We start from the raw sequence: 17,333 nt of genomic DNA, 5'->3' as shown, positions 1-17,333 counted from the left end.
ACTACAACAGTCCTGCGACCGATGAAATGACCCGGACCACCTGCCGGGAACGGAACGCAGACATGACGAGCAAGGCCGCGGACAAACTCAAATCCGACGGCTGGAAGATCGTCGAAACATCGGGGTTCCTGCACCTGATCGGACCGCTGTGGCAGCGGGTCGCGGACGGCGAGCATGAATATGCGCTCGTTACCGAGGACAAGCACCACAACCGCCGCGGCCTGGTGCAGGGCGGTGTCCTCATGACCTTCGCCGACCGCACCTGCGGCATGACCGCGCGCTACGTCTCGGGCAAGCCGACGCTGGCGACCGTGCAGATGGATACGCATTTCGTCGAGGCCGGCAAGATCGGCGAGGTGCTGGTGTCGCGTCCGCACGTGGTGCGCTCAACCCGCAGCCTGATTTTCATCACGACCGAGGTAACCGTCGACAAGCGCTGTATCGCGATGGCGTCCGGCGTGTTTAAGATATTGAGGAACGAGTGAGGGAGCGCCGTCTCCCCGCGTCATTGCGAGGAGCGATAGCGACGAAGCAATCCAGACTTGCTTTGCCGCCCGATGGATTGCTTCGCGGAGCCTGTCATCGGGCGCGCATTCGCGCGACCCGTTGGCTCGCAATGACAACCCAAAGAGTGAGGACCACATGCAATACCGCCAACTCGGCCGCAGCGGCCTGAAGATCTCGCCGATCTGTCTCGGCACCATGATGTTCGGCGGGCCGACCGACGAGGCGACCTCGTCGCGGATCGTGGCGAAAGCGCGCGAGGCCGGCATCAACTTCATCGACTCGGCCGACGCCTATAATGGCGGCAAGTCCGAGCAGGTGGTCGGCCGCGCGATTGCGAACGTCCGGCAGAACTGGGTGCTCGCGACCAAGCTCGCCAACCCGATCGGCGACGATCCCAATCACGGCGGGCTGTCGCGGCGCTGGGTGCTGCAGGCGGCGGACGAAAGCCTGAACCGGCTCGGCACCGACTACATCGACATCTATTACCTGCACAAGGAGGACCATGCGACGCCGCTGGACGAGACCGTGCGCGCGATGGGCGACCTGATCCGGCAGGGCAAGGTGCGCTATTTCGGCGTCTCGAACTACCGCGCCTGGCGCGTCGCCGAGATCTGCAACATCTGCGACCGGCTCGGCATCGACCGCCCGATCGTCAGCCAACCCTATTACAACGCGATGAACCGCATGCCGGAAGTCGAGCATTTTCCGGCCTGCGGCTATTACGGCCTCGGCATCGTGCCCTATAGCCCGCTGGCGCGCGGCGTGCTGACCGGCAAATACCGCCTGGATGCCGCACCCGACAAGGACACCCGCGCAGGGCGCAACGACAAGCGCATGATGCAGACCGAGTGGCGACCGGAATCGCTGCAGCTTGCGCAGGAGATCAGGAGCCACGCGGAAGCCCGAGGCATCACCGCCGGACAGTTCGCGGTGTCGTGGGTGCTCAACTCCTCGTTCGTCAATGCGGTGGTCGCCGGCCCCCGCACCGAGCAGCAATGGGACGATTACCTGAAGGCGCTCGACTATCGCTTCACCGCAGAGGACGAGGCGCTGATCGACCGGCTGGTGACGAGCGGACATCCGTCGACGCCGGGATTCAACGATCCGGCGTATCCGATCGAGGGGCGGCGGGCGAAGACGGCGAACTGAAGCAAAACCGCGCGTGAGGCATCGATGTCCCATCAGGATCGCTACGGCCTGACCCTGTCGACCACCTCCTCTGAAGCCGCCACCGCCTATCGCGACGGCATCGACCTCTTGCTGTCGGCATGGACGGGTGCTGCGGAGGCGTTCGATCGCGCGGTCGCGGCCGATCCGGAATTCGCGCTGGCGCAGATCGCCCGTGCCCGCATCCATACTTTCTATCAGCAGGGCGACGTGGCGCGGAAAAAGGCGGCGCTGGCGCGTGAGCTGGTCGCCCGCAACGGCACGGAGCGGGAGCGGGGCCATGTCGAGACGCTGGCGCTGGCCGTGGAAGGCCAGATCCCGGCGGCGCTGGTCGCAGCCCTGGCGCATCTGGAAACTGCGCCGCGCGATGCGCTGGTGATGTCGCTGCCGCTCGGCGCGTTCGGGCTGTTCGCGTTTTCCGGCATGGCCGGCCACGACCAGGCGCGGGTGGACCTGTGCGAACGCCACGCGCATCATTACGGCGACGACTGGTGGTTCCTCACCTATCACGGCTGGTCGCTGACCGAGAACGGCGAGCTCGCCCGCGGCCGCGCCATGACGGAGCGCGCCTTCGGCCTGCGCCGCGCCAACGCCAATGCGGTGCACTCCCTGCTCCACGCGATGTTCGAGGACGGCTCGCTCGCCGACGCCGATGCGCTGGTGACCGAGTGGGTCCCGGGCTACGACCGTTCCGGCATCCTGCACGGCCATATAAGCTGGCATCAGGCGCTGGGCGCGCTCGAGCAAAGCGATGCGGCCAAGGCGCTGGCGATTTATGCGGATGTCCTGAAACCCGCGGTCACCTCAGCGCCGCCGATCAACGTCATCTCCGACGGCGCATCGCTGCTGTGGCGGCTTTCGGCCTACGGCCATGACGTGCCGCACGAGCTCTGGACCGAGGCGGACGCCTTTGCGCAACGCGCCTTTCCGAAATCGAGCATTCCGTTCGCCGACGTCCATATGGCGCTGTTCGCGGCCGCAACCCACAACTCCGCCGCGCTGGAACAGCGCCTCGGCGTGATCGAGCAGCGTTTGTCCGAGGGCAAGCTGGCGGCCGGACCTGTGGTGCCGAAAATCTGCCGGGCGATGAACGCCTTTGCCGATGCGGACTATCAGGGCTGCATCCGCCATCTGGCGCCGGTGCTCGACGATGTCGTGCGGATCGGCGGCAGTCACGCGCAGCGCGAAATCATCGAGGACACCTTCATCGTCGCGCTGATGCGCGGCGGCGAACTGGCCCGCGCCCGCACGCTGCTCGACCAGCGCTTGCATCGCCGGCCCTCGCCGCGCGATGCGCGCTGGATGGCGGCGGCGGTGGGTTGAGCCATTTTGGCGTCTCCCGGGAACAATAGCCCGAGCGCGCCGTTGAATACGTTGGCGCGCGGCGAACAATTGTCGGCGTCAGCGGAAAATTCCGATGGCTTTGATCCCGATAACCGTTGTCGCCGTGCTGTTGCTCGGGGGCGGCGGGTATTGGGGTCGCCATCGTGGTTACTGATGAGAATCACAATGATCGACTTTCCAAACCATAGTCGCTCCTACGACGGGACGCGACACGCTGTGCGGTTTTGGGGATATGACAGCGCGATCGAGGCGTCGTTTTTCGTCGACGAAGCGGCGCTGACGCGGATGCAGCCGGGGGTCCCGCCCGACGAATCGGGCTTCCTGCATGCCTTCGACGCCAACCGCGATAAAATCTGCGCCGCGGCAGCCAGGGTTTACGTTCGCGGCAGCCGGGGATCTTACGATCTGGGCCCGTCCAACTTTTGAAACGGCCGGTCTCAATCCGCCGGGCATAGCCCTTCTTCAATCGCAACCGAGTGCAATGTGCCGGCATCGGTGATGCCTTCGGCGGCGGTTGCAAGGATTCGCGAGGCCATCTTCGCCTTGGTCGCCGGCGTGGCGGGCTTGCCCGACGCGGTGTCGATATGGGCCGAGGCCTGTTCCAGCACGGATTTCATCATGGCGACGAGTTCCGGCTTGAAGTCGATGGGCGAAATCTTTGTCATGCGTACTCCGTTGGCGCGGACATAGCGCGGCAACGTGACTCTAATGCGACCATCGTGTGGACGTTCGCCTTGGAGGTTAATGACGAAGCCGTGACGGTTGGATCGCTTCTGATTCAATTGTCAAACAGCGGCATCGTCATTGCGAGGAGCGTCAGCGACGAAGCAATCCATACTTCCGCGAGCCGAGGGATGGATTGCTTCGCTTCGCTCGCAATGACGGCGAAACAGGAACCCGCGTTCTCGCGGCGCGATGTTAGCTTTGCCCACCCGACGAACTACTGCTAATCCGAGGGGCCGATCCACACCCCCCCTGGACGGCCACGCCCCTTCCCTGACGTTCGAGACCCGGCACGTCGTCTCGTCGAGCATCTCGATGCAGGCGGTGCCGCGCAGGACGGCGCCGTCAGGCTTGACGACCAGCACCGGCGCTTCCGGGGCGTGCATCCGCGACGTGACGATGAGATCGCCGTTCGGCATGACGACCACGGGGCCGGCGCCCCAGCCCGGGGTGCTCTGCGCGTTGCAGGCGACCCGCGCGGCAGTGGCCTTGTCGGCCGGCGACATCGCAGTCTGTGCATTCAGGTCATCGATCAGCGGGCGCAACACGCCTGCCCCGCTCACCCCTTGCGCGCCTGACGCCGCCACGAAGGCGGTGCCGTAGGCGACGCCGGGCCCGGTGTCGGGCGTCAGCGTCGAGGTCGGCGCGCTCATCGCGAGAGGTGGCTCGGTCGTGGTCGGCATGACCTGCATTATCGCAAGGGCTCGACCTCAGGTCGAACCCGATTTTCCTACGAACCGCGAACCTCACTTCACCATGGCGCCGTAGACGATGTCCTGGACGTTCTCGCGGTAATATTTTCGCAGTTCGCCGGGCGCCGCGGTGCCGACCACCACGACGAGGCGCTCCTTCGGGTCGACGAAGAACTGCGTGCCGTAGGCGCCGTTCCAGGTGAACTCGCCGGGGTTGCCGGGGACCGACGACAGGCCTTCGCTGGTGCGAACCGCGACGCCGAGGCCGAAACCAAAGCCGCCGCGATGCGGCTCCACATTCGCGACGTTGTTCTTGATCTCGGGTCCAAGGTGGTTGGAGGTCATGAGATGCACGGTCTTCGGACCAAGGATGCGCTGACCGTCGAGCTCGCCGCCGTTGAGCAGCATTTGCCCGAAGCGGACATAGTCGCCGACGGTGGCGAACGAGCAGGCGCCGCCGCAATCGAATTTGATCGGCGTGTCCAAAAGCTTGATGCTCTGCGGCTTGCCGGTGACGGGATCACTGGGGAACGGATAAGCGAGACGGTCGCGCTGCGCCTCCGAAGGGTGGAACGTGGCATCCTTCATGCCGAGCGGCTGCCAGACATTTTTCGCCAGATAGTCGCCGAGCCGCTGCGAGCTGACTTTTTCGATCACCGCGCCGAGCACGTCGATCGAAAACCCATATTCGAATTCCGTCGACGGCTGGTGCACCAGCGGCAGTTTGGTGATGCGATCGATGAAGGCCTGGGTGTCGCCCGCGATCGCGGGGTCGGTGCCACCCGGGTACATCCGCGCCAGCGGGCTCGAAGAGTCCGGCCGCCCGCCATACATCAGGCCGGAGGTGTGGCGATACAAGTCGTGAATCGCGATCGGCGACGCCTGCGCTTCCATCTTCAACGAGCCGTCCGCCTGCGGGACGCCCACCATCATGTCGGCAAAACCCGGATAGTAGTCCGCGACCTTGGCCTGAAGCGGCAGGCGGCCCTGCTCCATCAGCGTGAGACCTGCGACCGCCACCATCGGCTTGGTCATCGACGCCAGCGCGAACACGGCATCGATCGGCATCGGCGTGCCCTTGGTCGCATCGAGCTGGCCATACGCCTTGTAATGGACGAGCTTGCCGTCGCGGGCGATGGCGACCACGGCGCCGGGCACGCGTTTGGCGGCGATCTCGCGCGCGAAGAAATCGTCGAGCCGGGCCAGCCCTGCTGGCGAGAAGCCGACGTCGTCCGGCTTTGCCTCCGGCAATGGCCCGGCCTGCGCCGCATGAGCAGCGAACCCGGCGACAACAGCCGCGGCCAAGATGAGTTTCTTCATGATTTCCTCCCAGGGCGGATTTTTTTACCCGCGATTGTCGCGGTTGTTATGCCAATTCGGCTCCGCCACGGGCATGCTAAAACACGCCCGCCAGGGCAACAAGCCGTACGCGGTCGCAACGGCTATGCGTCCGTGCGCAGCGATTCCACCGTCGCGCCGGCATCGGCTCACTGAAAATAAGCCGCGCTGCCGAATCTGGCTTCAGTCGCTTTGACATAGTCCAGCACGAAGCCGAGATTCCGTGTCAGCCGCTGCACATAGATATCGGGCCCCATCAGCGAATAGAAACCGAGATCGACCACGAAAGCCTTGGGATCGGTGTATCCGAGATAGCCCGTTGCCGGCGCGTCCAGGAATCGCTTGATATCGGCGAGCTTCTGGACGGCGGACCGGTCGAATCGGCTGAACCAGTTCAGGTTGCGCGCGCTCCAGTTGCTGGAGATATCCGCGCCGCCGTTGTCGGTCGCGTAAAAATGCGCCTGTCCCTGATCGTCTTTTCGAATGACGACGTTTCCTCCGCTGTAGCGATCCCATTGCTGGGTCACCGCGTCGATCAGCATGATCACGGAATATTCGCGCGCCAGCTCAAGCTCGTCTCCGACATAGCCGCTCTTCAGCGTGACGTTCCTGCCTCGCACCGGCTGTGGCGCGGACGCCTGCAGCAAACGAATGATCGGATGATTCGCGTTTGGCGCGCCATTCGGCGCGGCGTGGGTATTTGCAATTTCGTCCAGGGTGGCGTTGGTATCGTCCTTCTTGGCCTTGACGCACCCTTTCAGCGGCATGCCTGTCTGGATCGCCCTGAGTATATTTGCCTTGTTTTCGAGCCGCTGCCGGTTGCTGATGTGAGCGCTTTCGATCAGCGACTTGAGCGCCTTGCTGCCCACGGGACCAAGCACATAGGGTGCGGCCGTACGATAGACGGAATCGAAACCCATCAGCGCGCTGAGTTGGAAGGCCCCGATCTCGACATCGGGATTGGCCGCGCTGTTGTGCGGAATAAAGGATCCGCGGGATTTGTAGCCTTTCGGGTCCGAGGTATCGATCTTCTCGATCTTCATGTTGATCGACGTCGACCCGGACAATTCCTTGAATTGATAGCTCGCGCTATCGTCGAGATTCATGCCCTTCCATTTTTTCATCCAGTCCGTGGTATCGGGCGCAAGCGTCTGGCCCTTGGCCTGAAGCGCCTCCAGGATCGGATAGCCCTGAATTTCGCTACCCGGCGCCGCAGATGCGGCGAATGCGGACACGAGAGCGATTGAGAGAGCTGTTACAAGTGCCGCAGCATGCGCTTTGGCGCATCGGCCGATCCCCTTCGATGTGATCATCGCCGCTTCTCCTCGCAATTGTATAATAATATGCATCAATGTGGGGTAGTATAGCCGATCTGGCCGAAGTTCGAAGCGGCTTTTTGCGTGCAAGGAACCGCGTTCTCGCGGCGCGATGCGCCCGAGTTTTGCGTCATTGTTCACCCTCTTCGAAAACAGAGGGCGCAGGGAAAGCCGGGTGCGCGCTGCACCCGCGGTCACGCGTGCAATTTGCACAAAGAAGTGCGCACACGAGCATACAGGTTCAGCGGAGAACATCCGGCCTTCCCTGCGCAGTGGTTTACGGCTTACTTCGTGCTCTTGTGTCCGCAAAATCTGTCAGAATGTGCAAACGGGCGGTTTTGACCAACCGCCCGTTCGCTGGATCTGAGCCCGTTCGTGCTCGAAGGCCATAGAGCCTGCCGGGGAGCGTGGGACAGGTCCGGTGTCTTCCTCAACCCGAACAGTTGCATGGGCTTGGAGCCCGAACCGAGCAAGGAAGGGAGCTGGATGATGGCACAAAATGATCTCGTTGTCGCGGGAATCGATGTCGCCAAGGACAAGGTGGATGTTTGCATTCGTTCGCTGGCTTTGAGGCGCACGTTTGCAGCCACAGCCGAAGGTCGCCGCGAACTGGCATCGTGGCTCCGCCGGCGGAAGGTCAGCAAGGCGGTGATGGAGGCGAGCGGCGGCTACGAGCGCGAGTGGGCCAAGGCGCTGCGTGATGCCAGGATCGAGGTTCGGATCGTCGATCCGAAGCGCGTTCGCAGCTTCGCTCAATCGGCCGGACGGCTCGCCAAGAATGACACGATCGATGCCGAGATGATTGCCTGGTTCGCCGAGACCTTCGACGAAGCTCCGGGCCAAGCCTATGACGCGAAGCGCGAAGAGCTTCATCAGATGGTGAATGCGCGCCAGGCACTGAAGGAGATGCAGACCAAGCTGGAAAGCCAGGGCGAGCATGCGCTGCCGGCCGCGGTGCAGCGGATTCACGCCCGGATCCTGAAGACGATCGGTGTCGAGCTGGTCAAGATCGAGGCCGCGATCTCGGCCAAGATCCAGGCGACGCCGCATTTTACCGAACTCGCCGAGATCATCGAAAGCGTTCCGGGCCTCGCCCGCACCACCTCTGCTGCGCTCATCGCCGCCATGCCGGAACTGGGGCAAGCCAACAACAGGATCGTTGCGGCCTTGTTGGGTGTCGCCCCTTACGATGACGACAGTGGCCGACGTCGAGGCGAGCGGCACATCAAGGGCGGGCGCCGTCGGATCCGCAACGTGTTCTATATGGCCTGCCTTGGGGCGGCGACACAGCACAATCCGGTCCTCAAGGCCTTTTACGATCGCCTGGTTGCCAAGGGAAAAGAAAAGAAGGTGGCGCTGACCGCCTGCATGCGCAAGCTGATCAGCATTCTCAACATCATGATCGAGCGGCGCCAAAAGTGGGATGCCAATCGGTACGCATTGAGCTGATCGAGCGCCTCCTCTGCGCTCGGTCTGCGACCGAGCGCCTGCCAAGCCAAAGGACCGGTGAGCGGACGGGCTCAAGGCCGAAGCCGCCGGAGGCGGTGGCGCTTGCCAGCCTTGAACCCGGCCGATCACTGGTCCAATTCATCACAGTTGCTCCCCGGTGAGGCGTGCTCTTTTGCCACCATCGCCCGCGAGAAGCCTGGGCTCTCGCGAACTTGGCGCCAGCGTCGGGCGCCAGAACCACACGACTTCGCCGTCCGCTTCCGCCACGTTCGTCTTCGTGACATCCGCGTCCACCGCATCCCACCGCAACGTACCTGACGATCGCGACCCGCCCCTCTTTCGGGTGAGACGCGCGGAGAGAAACCACTGATTTGCCCGACGGCGGAAGCGAAATATTTTTGCGCGAGGGACTGGACAGGCTTTTACTGATTTGCCCGTCGGGCAATTTTGTCGCACCTGATGCTTCCACATCGTCATTGCGAGCCAACGGGTCGGCGCAAAGCGCCGCCCGATGACAGGCTCCGCGAAGCAATCCATAGCGCCGCATGCAGAGACATGGATTGCTTCGTCGCTATCGCTCCTCGCAATGACGACGAAGCGAGGCCGCAGGGCGACTTCGCGTCCCCCCTCTCCCCGGTCTGAACATCCACAAGGGGAGAGGGAAGTCGGCGCCGAAAATGCTATAGTGATCGGTGACGGAAGACAGCGTGTGCGAACAGGAGAAGTGTTCAATGACCCAGCGCAGCAGGCTTGCGACGGCTACTTTGATCGCGTTGGCGGCGCTGGCGGCTGCCGCCCCGCACGCGAAGGCGGCGCAATGCGGCAATGGTCCGGGTGGCTTCGAGACCTGGAAGCAGGAGTTCGCCCGCGAGGCCGGGGCTAAGGGCATCGGCGCCACCGCGGTCGCCGCCCTGATGCAGACGCATTATGCGAGCGCAACCATTGGCGCCGACCGCAGCCAGCACAGTTTTGGTCTTTCGCTCGATCAGTTCCTCGCCAAGCGCGGCGCCTCGACCATCGTCGCGCGCGGCCGTTCCCTTAAAGCTTCGCAAGCGGCATTGTTCGCATCGATCCAGCAGCGCTACGGCGTGCCGCCGGGGCCGCTGATCGCGATCTGGGGCATGGAGACCGGCTTTGGCAGCCAGCGCGGCAACCAGAACATGCTGTCGTCGATCGCGACCCTGGCCTACGACTGCCGCCGCCCGGAATTCTTCACCGAGCAGCTTTACGCTGCGCTAAAGCTCGTCGACCGCGGCGCGCTGTCGGGCGCCACGCGCGGCTCCATGCATGGCGAGGTCGGCCAGACCCAATTCATGCCCAAGAACATTCTGGCCTACGGCACCGGCAATCTCGACGTCGCCGCCAACGCGTTGAACTCGACCGCCAACTTCCTCCACGCCCACGGCTGGCGCGCCGGCGCCGGCTACCAGCCCGGCGAACCCAATTTTGCGGCGATCGAGGCCTGGAATGCCGCGGGGGTTTATCAGAAGGCGATTGCGATTATGGGAAGGCAGATTGATGGAGGCGAGTAAGGCGGGGCGGTGAGGCGGTGGCCTGAGGCTCGTCGGGCAAAAGCTTGTCGGGCATTAGTGTCGCACGTCGGAACATCGAGCCAAACTGACGATTAGCACTCTACACCGTTTCCAGGAGTGCTCACATGAAGAAGTTGGCTATCGTACTTGCTGTTGGTGCAACCGCGCTGATTGGAAGTTCTGCTGCAGATGCTGCAGATCATTCTGGCCCAGCGAAGGCCACGGCTGGTGCTTCTCAATCCACGGATCTGAGTTCGCGCCATCGTTATTATCGCCATTACGGCTATCGCCACTATCGCCACTATGGCTATCGTCACTACCGTCCGTATTACGGGAGCTACGGCTATGCCCCGCGGCCGTACTATGGTTATGGCGGCGGGTACGGCGGGCCGTACTACGGCGGTTATGGCTATGGCGGGCCGAGCGTAAGCTTTAGCTTCGGCGGCGGCGGATACCGCGGTTGGTAGCGGCAAAAAGCCCGCTGCGATGCGGGCTTTTTCTTTTGCAGCAGCGAAGGGATGGGGCGTGCTGTCGGGCGCCACGCGCGGCTCCATGCATGGCGAGGTCGGCCAGACCCAGTTCATGCCAAAAAACATTCTGGCCTACGGCACCGGCAATCTCGACGTCGCCGCCAACGCGCTGAACTCGACCGCCAACTTCCTCCGCGCCCACGGCTGGCGCGCCGGCGCCGGCTACCAGCCCGGTGAACCCAATTTTGCGGCGATCGAAGCCTGGAATGCAGCGGGGGTCTATCAGAAGGCGATTGCGATTATGGGGAGGCAGATTGATGGGGGCGGCTAAGCGGCGGGTGGTGACTACGTCCGGTAGGGCGGGGATTCCTTGATGTGCGGAGGCGGTGAAGCTTCCCCGATGAACGCCGCGCCGGGTGGAGGTAGAATACGGAATGATCGATTCGTTCCCCTCAGACAAACTAATTGCGCTTTTAGAGAAGCAGGCCGCAGCCGCTGACAAGCAGATGGTGGCCGCCCTTCACTCTCAATGGGAACAGTTTGGCGAGATCAGGGATAAGACCGTCCTGACTCGGTTAGTTATGCAAAGTGAGCCAGATTATCAGCGCTACTTAGCTGCGCATCCCGCTCGCGGGATCCATGAAGACGTGGCGAACGTCAACAGAGCATTTGATATTTTGAGCGAGTCCCGCAGGACTCTCGTTGAATTGGCAGGGACGTACCATTCTCAGGTTGAACACGACTTGGTCACTGACGATTAAACAAACCACCTTCTCAAAAGGGCCACCAAAGAGATTTATACATATTCTTGCGCGGCAATTTCTTTAGTTCAAGCCTATAGACACTTAGTCTCGGGCGATCCTGACGTTTTGACAAGATACGCGGCCCTAAAGGCCGCGCTGATCCCGCAATCTGGAATTGTCATATTCTTTGCCGAACTCAGGAAAGCAAATAACCACCTTCACATTCTCACGGCAGCGCCTCACCATTCCGTAACGCACGATTTCACTTCGGGCACTCGGGAGGTGCGGAGTGGCTTGGCATTTGACCGCGATAAGATTTCGCGAAGCGGGGGATGGAGCGGCACAGCGAAGTCCTACGTATCAAGCCGAGACAATCTCGAGGTGATATCGCTCCTTGAGGAACATTACGCGATTGTATCCGAATTTAACCGCGTCGTTCTCTTTCGGACCGGCATCCATAGCAGCGTGGGCTACCGGGACCTGCTGCGCATATATCTCGCACGAAAGACCATGAGCTATCGAAATTCCCTTGCCCTCATTCTTCAGATCGCGATTCCAAAGAAGCTTGATCCTTACGAATATTTGCTGAGATATTTCACAGAGAGTGAGCTTCAAAATATCTACGGCCTGCCCGATCATTCGAAAGAACAAGTCGACTACTTGATTTCGTTGCGTGACCCTCTCGGCATCTGTCCCGAGGACACTCGCAGCCAACTCTATCATCTGTTTGGAGCGACGGGTAGATAGGCCCATCAGTGCCAGTCAGATTATCCTACTGGCCTCCATCGCGGGTGCCGAAGACTTTCTCAAGCCAGATAGTCGCTTCGATGTAGATGGAAGTCAGCTTATCATCGGCGGTCAGGAGTCCGTCAAAGTAGGTCGCGAACGTAGCGAAATTTATATCCACGAGGTCATTTCGCAAGCGCGGCGCGCTAACCTTCAATGCACCCCCGACCGATATCCACCTCAGCGCAAGCAAGATCATGCACAGCGCAATACGAAAGATAAAGCGATCGGGCGCTTCCTTACCATCAGGGAAAGTACTTACAGTAGGATGATCGCCGAGCAGCATCGCGGCCAACATCATCACGTGGCGAAGCGTCTTTTCGATGAACGCGTCGGTGTAAGGCGCACCCGAACGCAGTCGCCGCAGGTCACCCGACGTGTATGTTGCAGCGATTCCATCCAGTGCCTCCGTAATGGTTACCGTATCCGCCAGCATTCGGTCCATGTGCGCCGTCGCTTCGCGGCCACGTTCGAGCAACTGTCTCGTTATCTTCGGGTCCCCGTTCTGCGCCCTGGGAAGCAGTGAACAGTACTCGGCAAACCCTTTCGTTTGCTCGTCATCAATCATTCGTCGCCAGTAGTCAGACCCGCGGCCGTCAAGACTGCACGCGTGCTGCGTGCCATGCAAAACGATCACCTGAGCGGGATATGCGGCTAAGATCGCCATCGAGCGCTGGATCGATAAGAGCGTGTTGCCCTTATAGGCCTCCATCGCGGCGTAGTCGGTGAGGACAGCAAAATTATCGGACGACGCCTCCAGGTAATCCCGTAGCCGCTCGTCCTGTAGAAAGTTACTGTCAACGATCTTCCGCATGGAATTACGGCGCCAGTGCATTCAACTGATATGTCGCGTTTGCTATTAAGCATTGCGAATTAACTGCACCGTCGCCGTAACCCTGCATTTCAGTCTCTCCTTCCATTCCGGCCCTTTATATCACGCCGCCGCGAATTACGGTGACAATGCACTTAATTGGACGGAATGTTTAGTGCACTGTCGCCTTAATCCGAAAGTGCCCGCTTGCAGGCCGGATAGATCCGTTTGCCATGATCGACCTCATCGAGGAATGCGACTGCGCAATTCTTCAAGGATGACGTGCGGTCCGAAGAACCCGCCAACGCGTCGTTTGTCGGCGGATTTCTCCGTCAACAGCTTTCTTGATTGCCACCAGTCAAACAAGTGCCTTGCCCTACGGCCAGGCGAGGAAATCAGGAACAAACCCAGATAATCGCTACCGCCATCGGCAAGCCCAAGGCCAAGGCGACGGCAATCGTCGCGGTGAATGCGGAAAGCAAATTTGCCTCAGGGTGCACCTTGTCCAGTTCAGACATCGCTCTACTCCACGGCTCGGCAGGGCAAAAAGCCGTCACCGGGACAAAGCGGCGACGGCTTCTCGCTCGCACACACGTTTCCAGAAGGGACGGACCAATGGTGCTCGGACATGGTTAATGGAGTATTAACAACGCAGGATCGGCATCAAATATGCAGCCAAAGCTGGACATTCCCATATGGCGGCCGCGACCTTTGATCGCCCGTCCGTCGCCCCCTTGCGATCCTGACGCGCTCTCGAACTGTCCGAACTATGACAGCGTGGAATAACAGAAAATAACAATGACGAAGCATTTCAATGCGCGTCCTCTTCGCAAGGGGACACGCTTGCGCATCGGTCAACTGCTCCATGCGCCACCCGCTCGTCCAATTCGGGGGGTATGATACGCCCCTCACCCGAGGAACCTGGTCAGTGCAGGTTTTGCATAAGGACGAGGAAGTCTACTATGCGTTTGTCAAAAGTAGCCGCTTTGGCGTTTATCGTTGGAGCTACAAGCTTCATGTCCGTGTCTTTAGCGCTGGCCGCTTCTGACTGTCCAACATTAGCAGAACTAGCGGATTGGGGAGAGAATTCGACCGGCGACATTAGCGTCATGTCTGGGGGAAGTTGCCAATTTCCGATCAAGATGCGCGGCACGGTCAGTGGTTCGGACATTTTACAAAAGCCGCTACACGGCAAGTTGAAAAAACTCAACATAGCTACTTACGAATACAAGGCGAAGGCCAGATATAAGGGAAGCGATACTTTTGCCATCAAGGCAACGGGTCAGGGGCCGACGACTTCTGGCACGTCGATAATAACTGTGCACGCGACGATCAAATAGCGGTCCTCCATGGCGGACGCGCGTATCCGCCAACGCCTGCGGTATCGCTTCCCGGAAACCGCCTTGAAGCTCTCAAGGGCGATTTGGCGGGTAAGCACTCGATCCGCATCAATGATCCGTGGCGGGTCGTGTTCAGGTGGACCGATGCGGGTCCCGAAGACGTGGACATCAAATTCTTCAAGACCGGCGCTGCGTTCGGGATGAACATTCAGGCGCGCTTCGATCTCGAAACCGCCGAAGGCGCGCTGGCGGCGCGGATCAGGAAAATCGCGCCTTACGAGGCGGCGTGAAGGCGATGCTCGCAGCCGGCGCCGCCCAGGAGTGAGGTCGAACCACCCGGCTTCGCCCAACCGGCCGCGCCATCATGTCAGGCCGCTGAAAGCGGTATCAGGACTTGCGCAAGCACTCCCCTGCGATCCAGCCGGTTGGCGATGGTCAGCTGGAAATTGTTTCTTTCCGCGATCTTGCGCGCGATCGCCAGTCCCAGACCGGTTCCTTCGATATCGGCAGGCGCGGCCCGATAGAATCGATCGAAGATGCGCGGCAGTGCGGTCTCCGGAATGCCGATTCCGGAATCCAGTATCCTGACGGATATATCCGAATTGGCCCGCTTGATGAGAACGTCGACGTTGCCGCCGGGCGCGGTGTAACGGATCGCGTTATCGATCAGGTTGGCAAACAGCAGGCGGATATCCGCATCGGGCACCCTGGCGCGAAAATCGTCATCGAAGGTCATACCGATCTCGACGCCACTCCTTGCAGAGGCCGGGACAAACTCCGACACGACCGACAGCATCAATTCCCTGAGATCGACGACCGCTTCGGTTCTGTCGAGTGACGAATTGTCCAGACGCGCCATTTTGAGTAATTGCCCCACCATCGCGCTTGCACGCCGGATGCCGCCGCTCAGTTCGTTGAGGATCTCGTTCCGGGCCGCAACGTCAGGCTGGCCCCTGAGATTGTCGATCTGGATTTGCAATGCGGCCAGCGGCGTGCGCAGCTCGTGGGCGGCTTCCGACACGAATTGCTTCTGTTGCTCGACCGCAAGCTGATGCCGGTCGATCAGATGGTTGATCGCGCCGATGATCGGAACGAACTCGTCGGGCATTTTGCCCGGGATGATCGGATCCTTTGCGTCGACGCTTCGCAGCGCGAGCGCATTTGCAAAACCGGCGAAACGCTGCAGCAGCCGGTCTATTCCCAGAATGACCGCGATCCACGCGATCGGGAGTGCGGCCAGCAGCGGCACCGCCGCGGCCTCGGCGGCATGGTTTGCGATTTCGATGCGGGCGCTCCAGCGTTGCGCGACCTGGGCAAACAGATCGCCATCGCCGGCGGTGAACACACGCCAGGAATTGCCGCCGAATTCGACGTCGGAAAATCCCAGCTCCGTCGATCTTGGCAGCCGGTCGGTTGCCGGCCCCTGGTGAATCAGTTCGCCGGTTACGGTCCATATCTGCACGGCGATGCGATTTTCGATTTCGGTTTTCTGCAGCGGCGCCTGGGCGACCTCCGACAGGCCGCGGCCGGCATTGATGGCGATCTGCTGCAGTTCGTTGTCGAGCAGCTTGTTGACCTCGACGGTCGCGACATGCCGCGTCGCGAGCACCGCCGCGGTCGCGACCAGCGCGATCAGGATGGTGGTCCATATCAGGGCGACCTTGCGCAAGGAGGTCATGTGCTGTCCCTTGTGATCATCCAGCCGGCGCCGCGCACATTGCGAATGATGTCCTTGTCAAACCGCTTCCGGATCGAATGAATCAGCACGTCGACGGCGTTACTTTCGACCTCTTCACCCCAGCCGTAAATCTGCTGTTCGATCTGTGCGCGGGAAACGATCGTGCCGGGCCGCTGCATCAACACCCGCAACAACGCGAATTCCCGGGCCGAGAGAATCCGTTTCATATCCTTGTACTCGGCCTCATGGGTCGCAAGGTCGAGCGAGATATCGCCGCTGACGACCAGGGATTGAGCCTGTCCGTGAAAGCGGCGCATCACGGCTCGCATGCGGGCCAGCAGTTCGCCGAGCTGAAACGGCTTGATGATGTAGTCGTCGGCGCCGAGGTCGAGGCCGGCAATGCGGTCGTCAAGGCCGTCCCTTGCGGTAATCACCAGGATGGGAAGCACCTTGCGCGTCGCGCGGGCGTGCCGCAGCACTTCCAGTCCGGACATGTCCGGCAAACCGAGGTCGAGCAACACAAGTGCATGTTCCTCGGCCTCCGATTTCAATGCCATTCGGCCATCCGCTCCGGATCTGACCCAGTCGACGGACATCCCGTGATTTTCCAAGCCCCGGGTGAGGCTGCGGCCGATCATCGCGTCGTCTTCGATTAGCAAGATCCGCATTCTGCCGAAGTCCCCGCATCGGTAGGCGATGCCGGGATTCTTAAGGCGTTCCGCTGCCGGGGACAAACCTAATTACCAGCTAATTCTAGTCTTCTATGGTGCGCCGCGGCCTGGTCATGGTCTTCGTGTGCGCGGGCGCGCCCACGCGGATTTTTGCGATCTGGAATTCGACCGAAAAGACGCCAATCCAAAGCGTGTCCGTTCCGTATCGCTGCCGCCTCTAACGACCTTCCAGCACGAATTGGAAGGCTTGGTCATTGCGGGGGACGCTGCGTGAGGAAACGAAAACCCTATTCCAAAACCCACTGGGACCTGAAGGCCGATCGCGCGATCGAGTGCGCACGCGGCATGCCGCAGGGGCCGGACCGGCATGACGCCATGAAGCGAGCCGGCCTGCTGCGAAACCTGGCCGCCTTGATGCGGGAAATCGCGACGCGGGAGAAGCCGGTTCGCGGCAAGAAACCGACCCGGCCAAAGCGGAACGATCCAGGAAAGCTGCTGCACGACTCCGATTTCGACCGCACCGGCGACCTTCCGGCTTGAGAGACCGGATCGTCGCGCCAGCATCGTCATCGCTCGATGCGACGCTCGACAATTTCATTGACCACGACATGCGATCGATCGATCGACCGAAGCAGTCGCCTAATGATTGCTCGGTGCGAACGCGTGATGCAGGCGTGTCGCGACGCGGGAATATTTTCGTTTCAAATCCGCCACACAAATGCATTCGCGCTGCGGAAGCATTTTCGTGCTCGAAAGATAACATCGC

General features: G+C 61.2%; 20 protein-coding genes and 1 pseudogene. 13 read left to right on the top strand and 8 right to left on the bottom strand.

Annotated elements, in window-relative coordinates; translation table 11 throughout:
* Positions 1 to 62: 62 nt before the first annotated feature.
* The 4 genes from V1289_RS26840 (at position 63) to V1289_RS26825 (ending at position 3,444) form a co-directional block, all read left to right on the top strand.
* Complete coding sequence (locus V1289_RS26840; RefSeq protein ID WP_334400250.1) at positions 63 to 485, top strand: PaaI family thioesterase; 423 nt, start codon at positions 63 to 65, stop codon at positions 483 to 485.
* Positions 486 to 642: 157 nt separating this feature from the next.
* Positions 643 to 1,656: an aldo/keto reductase gene (locus V1289_RS26835; protein WP_334400248.1), complete on the top strand. Its 1,014-nt coding sequence runs from the start codon at positions 643 to 645 to the stop codon at positions 1,654 to 1,656.
* 24 nt (positions 1,657 to 1,680) lie between these two features.
* On the top strand, positions 1,681 to 2,997 hold the full coding sequence (locus V1289_RS26830) for a tetratricopeptide repeat protein (protein WP_334400246.1): 1,317 nt from the start codon (positions 1,681 to 1,683) through the stop codon (positions 2,995 to 2,997).
* Between the two features lie 186 nt (positions 2,998 to 3,183).
* Positions 3,184 to 3,444: a DUF1488 domain-containing protein gene (locus V1289_RS26825; protein ID WP_334400244.1), complete on the top strand. Its 261-nt coding sequence runs from the start codon at positions 3,184 to 3,186 to the stop codon at positions 3,442 to 3,444.
* An 11-nt stretch (positions 3,445 to 3,455) separates the two neighbouring features.
* Here the strand turns inward: V1289_RS26825 and V1289_RS26820 are convergent, their stop codons facing one another.
* From V1289_RS26820 to V1289_RS26805, 4 genes are all read right to left on the bottom strand, one after another.
* Complete coding sequence (locus V1289_RS26820) at positions 3,456 to 3,683, bottom strand: hypothetical protein (protein ID WP_334400242.1); 228 nt, start codon at positions 3,681 to 3,683, stop codon at positions 3,456 to 3,458.
* 120 nt (positions 3,684 to 3,803) lie between these two features.
* Entirely contained in the window at positions 3,804 to 4,424 is a 621-nt protein-coding gene (locus V1289_RS26815) for a hypothetical protein (protein WP_334400240.1), read from the bottom strand.
* A 63-nt stretch (positions 4,425 to 4,487) separates the two neighbouring features.
* The gene (locus tag V1289_RS26810; RefSeq protein ID WP_334400237.1) at positions 4,488 to 5,753 is read right to left on the bottom strand and encodes a serine hydrolase domain-containing protein; all 1,266 of its coding nucleotides are present in this window, start codon (positions 5,751 to 5,753) and stop codon (positions 4,488 to 4,490) included.
* 167 nt (positions 5,754 to 5,920) lie between these two features.
* Positions 5,921 to 7,084: a hypothetical protein gene (locus tag V1289_RS26805; RefSeq protein ID WP_334400235.1), complete on the bottom strand. Its 1,164-nt coding sequence runs from the start codon at positions 7,082 to 7,084 to the stop codon at positions 5,921 to 5,923.
* Positions 7,085 to 7,573: 489 nt separating this feature from the next.
* Here V1289_RS26805 and V1289_RS26800 point away from each other — a divergent pair, with 489 nt between their 5' ends.
* From V1289_RS26800 to V1289_RS26775, 6 genes and pseudogenes are all read left to right on the top strand, one after another.
* The gene (locus V1289_RS26800; protein ID WP_334395129.1) at positions 7,574 to 8,536 is read left to right on the top strand and encodes an IS110 family transposase; all 963 of its coding nucleotides are present in this window, start codon (positions 7,574 to 7,576) and stop codon (positions 8,534 to 8,536) included.
* A gap of 731 nt (positions 8,537 to 9,267) precedes the next feature.
* The gene (locus tag V1289_RS26795; RefSeq protein ID WP_334400233.1) at positions 9,268 to 10,068 is read left to right on the top strand and encodes a lytic murein transglycosylase; all 801 of its coding nucleotides are present in this window, start codon (positions 9,268 to 9,270) and stop codon (positions 10,066 to 10,068) included.
* 125 nt (positions 10,069 to 10,193) lie between these two features.
* A complete protein-coding gene (locus V1289_RS26790) occupies positions 10,194 to 10,535 on the top strand; it encodes a hypothetical protein (RefSeq protein ID WP_334400231.1) in 342 nt (113 codons plus the stop codon).
* A gap of 55 nt (positions 10,536 to 10,590) precedes the next feature.
* Positions 10,591 to 10,869: pseudogene (locus V1289_RS26785) on the top strand (lytic murein transglycosylase); the annotation flags it as partial.
* 103 nt (positions 10,870 to 10,972) lie between these two features.
* A complete protein-coding gene (locus V1289_RS26780; RefSeq protein WP_334400229.1) occupies positions 10,973 to 11,299 on the top strand; it encodes a hypothetical protein in 327 nt (108 codons plus the stop codon).
* 276 nt (positions 11,300 to 11,575) lie between these two features.
* Positions 11,576 to 12,028 (top strand): hypothetical protein, encoded by a 453-nt coding sequence (locus V1289_RS26775; RefSeq protein WP_334400227.1) that lies wholly within the window; start codon positions 11,576 to 11,578, stop codon positions 12,026 to 12,028.
* A gap of 25 nt (positions 12,029 to 12,053) precedes the next feature.
* Here V1289_RS26775 and V1289_RS26770 read toward each other — a convergent pair whose 3' ends face one another.
* Positions 12,054 to 12,881: a hypothetical protein gene (locus V1289_RS26770; protein ID WP_334400225.1), complete on the bottom strand. Its 828-nt coding sequence runs from the start codon at positions 12,879 to 12,881 to the stop codon at positions 12,054 to 12,056.
* A gap of 392 nt (positions 12,882 to 13,273) precedes the next feature.
* Entirely contained in the window at positions 13,274 to 13,396 is a 123-nt protein-coding gene (locus V1289_RS26765) for a hypothetical protein (protein WP_334400223.1), read from the bottom strand.
* A 444-nt stretch (positions 13,397 to 13,840) separates the two neighbouring features.
* Between V1289_RS26765 and V1289_RS26760 the strand changes: the two genes are divergently transcribed.
* A complete protein-coding gene (locus V1289_RS26760; protein ID WP_334400221.1) occupies positions 13,841 to 14,218 on the top strand; it encodes a hypothetical protein in 378 nt (125 codons plus the stop codon).
* A complete protein-coding gene (locus V1289_RS49855; RefSeq protein WP_442896197.1) occupies positions 14,215 to 14,508 on the top strand; it encodes a type II toxin-antitoxin system RelE/ParE family toxin in 294 nt (97 codons plus the stop codon). Before V1289_RS26760 ends, V1289_RS49855 begins: the two co-directional genes overlap by 4 nt.
* 77 nt (positions 14,509 to 14,585) lie before the next feature.
* On the opposite strand, the gene V1289_RS26750 is transcribed toward V1289_RS49855, so the two are convergent.
* Together V1289_RS26750 and V1289_RS26745 are read right to left on the bottom strand one after the other, a co-directional pair.
* Positions 14,586 to 15,896, bottom strand: a complete 1,311-nt coding sequence (locus tag V1289_RS26750; RefSeq protein WP_334400219.1) for an ATP-binding protein — start codon at positions 15,894 to 15,896, stop codon at positions 14,586 to 14,588.
* Positions 15,893 to 16,564, bottom strand: a complete 672-nt coding sequence (locus tag V1289_RS26745; protein WP_334400218.1) for a response regulator transcription factor — start codon at positions 16,562 to 16,564, stop codon at positions 15,893 to 15,895. Before V1289_RS26745 ends, V1289_RS26750 begins: the two co-directional genes overlap by 4 nt.
* Positions 16,565 to 16,837: 273 nt before the next feature.
* Between V1289_RS26745 and V1289_RS26740 the strand changes: the two genes are divergently transcribed.
* Positions 16,838 to 17,107, top strand: a complete 270-nt coding sequence (locus tag V1289_RS26740; protein WP_334400216.1) for a hypothetical protein — start codon at positions 16,838 to 16,840, stop codon at positions 17,105 to 17,107.
* Positions 17,108 to 17,333: the final 226 nt, after the last annotated feature.

The organism is Bradyrhizobium sp. AZCC 2289 (genome assembly GCF_036924615.1).
GTDB lineage: Bacteria > Pseudomonadota > Alphaproteobacteria > Rhizobiales > Xanthobacteraceae > Bradyrhizobium.
Note: the sequence above shows the minus strand (reverse complement) of the source record. Positions and strands in the feature narration are given on the sequence as shown.